The 1839-nt window shown below is 69.5% G+C and carries 2 protein-coding genes; both read left to right on the top strand.

Going from position 1 to position 1839, the window contains the following annotated elements:
* On the top strand, positions 1 to 608 hold a 608-nt coding region (locus AC1DU6_RS29635; RefSeq protein WP_477861588.1), incomplete at its 5' end, for a GspE/PulE family protein.
* A gap of 11 nt (positions 609 to 619) precedes the next feature.
* Positions 620 to 1831 carry a type II secretion system inner membrane protein GspF gene (gene gspF / locus AC1DU6_RS29630; RefSeq protein ID WP_477861587.1) on the top strand — a complete coding sequence of 404 codons (1212 nt, stop codon included), beginning with the start codon at positions 620 to 622 and terminating at the stop codon, positions 1829 to 1831.
* The last annotated feature ends 8 nt before the right edge of the window (positions 1832 to 1839 follow it).

Raw genomic sequence — 1839 nt, 5'->3', positions numbered from 1 at the left:
CCAATGTGCTGACCGTCGAGGACCCGATCGAGTACGAGCTGCCCGGCATCGGCCAGACCCAGGTCAACAGCAAGATCGACCTGACCTTCGCCAAGGCCCTGCGCGCCATCCTGCGCCAGGACCCGGACGTCATCATGATCGGCGAAATCCGCGATTACGAGACCGCGCAGATTGCCATCCAGGCCTCGCTGACCGGTCACTTGGTGCTGGCCACGCTGCACACGAACGACGCGCCCAGCGCCGTCACACGCCTGACCGACATGGGTATCGAGCCCTTCCTGCTGAGCAGCTCGCTGCTCGGCGTGCTGGCCCAGCGCCTGGTGCGGCGGCTGTGCCCCGTCTGCAAGCGCCAGGACGACCATGACCGCTGGCACCCCGTCGGTTGCGATGCCTGCGGCCACACGGGCTACAAGGGCCGCACAGGCGTGTATGAGCTGATGGTGGCCGACGAAGCCGTGCGCAGCCTCATCCACAACCGAGCGCCGGAGAGCCAGCTGCAAGCCGCCGCCGAGGCCAACGGCCTGCGCTCCATGCGCGAGGACGGTGAAAGGTTGATCGACGCCGGTGTGACGTCGCTCGAAGAAGTGCTGCGCGTGACGCGCGAATAGGCTGACCCAACGTGCCGGCCTACAAATACGAAGCCCTCACCGACGCCGGCCGCCAGAGCAGCGGCCTGATCGAGGCTGRCAACCCGCGTGCGGCGCGTGCCATGGTGCGTGCGCAAGGCCTGACGCCACTGTCGATCGAGATGGTGCAGCAGCACGGCACCCAGGAAGGCAGCCGCTTCACCCGCCGCGTCTTCAGCACGACGGCGCTGGCCGTCTGGACGCGCCAGCTCGCCGGCCTGGTCGGCTCCAGCCTGCCCATCGAGCGTGCGCTGACAGCCCTGGCCGACGAGAGCGAGGACACCAAGCAGCGCGAGCTGATCTCGCAACTGAAGGCCGAGGTCAATGCCGGCTCGACCTTCGCGCGGGCGCTGGGCCTGGCGCCGCGCGAGTTCGACGAGGTCTATCGCGGCGTCGTGGCTGCCGGCGAACAGAGCGGCGCGCTGGGCCAGGTGCTGGAGAAGCTCGCCGACGACCTCGAGGAGCGCCAGGACCTGAAGGCCAAGCTCATCGGCGCCATGGCCTACCCGGCCATCGTCTCCTTCATCTCGGTGCTGATCGTCATCTTCCTCGTCACCTACGTGGTGCCGCAGATCGCGACCGTGTTCACCAGCTCCAAGCGCGCCCTGCCCGCGTTGACGGTCGCGATGCTCGCCGTCAGCGACTTCGTGCGCAGCTGGGGCTGGGCCATGCTCGCCGTCCTCGTCGCCGGTGGTGTGGCGCTGCGCTTCGCGCTGAAGGCGCCGGCCTTCCGGCTGCGCTTCGACGCCGGCATCCTCGGCCTGCCCCTGGTCGGGCGACTGGCGCGCGGCTACAACGCCGCCCGCTTTGCCGGCACGCTGGCCATGCTGGCCGGTGCCGGCGTGCCCATCCTGAAGGCGCTGCAGGCGGCGGCCGAGACCTTGTCCAACCGCGCCATGCAGGCCGATGCGCTGGACGCCCTCGTGCAGGTGCGCGAAGGTGCGCCGCTCGGCTCGGCCCTGGCCGGCAAAAAGCGCTTCCCTGGCATCCTGGCGATGTTCGCCCGCCTGGGCGAGCAGACCGGCCAACTGCCCGAGATGCTGGGCCGCGCGGCGCGCCAGCTGGGCGTCGAGGTGCAGCGCCGCTCGATGGCCGCGGCCACGCTGCTCGAACCGCTGCTGATCGTGGCGATGGGCGCGGTGGTGCTGCTGATCGTGCTGGCGGTACTGCTGCCTATCATCCAGCTGAACACCTGGGTGAAATAGACCACCCC

This window comes from Roseateles sp. P5_B10 (assembly GCF_056400485.1).
Note: the sequence above shows the minus strand (reverse complement) of the source record. Positions and strands in the feature narration are given on the sequence as shown.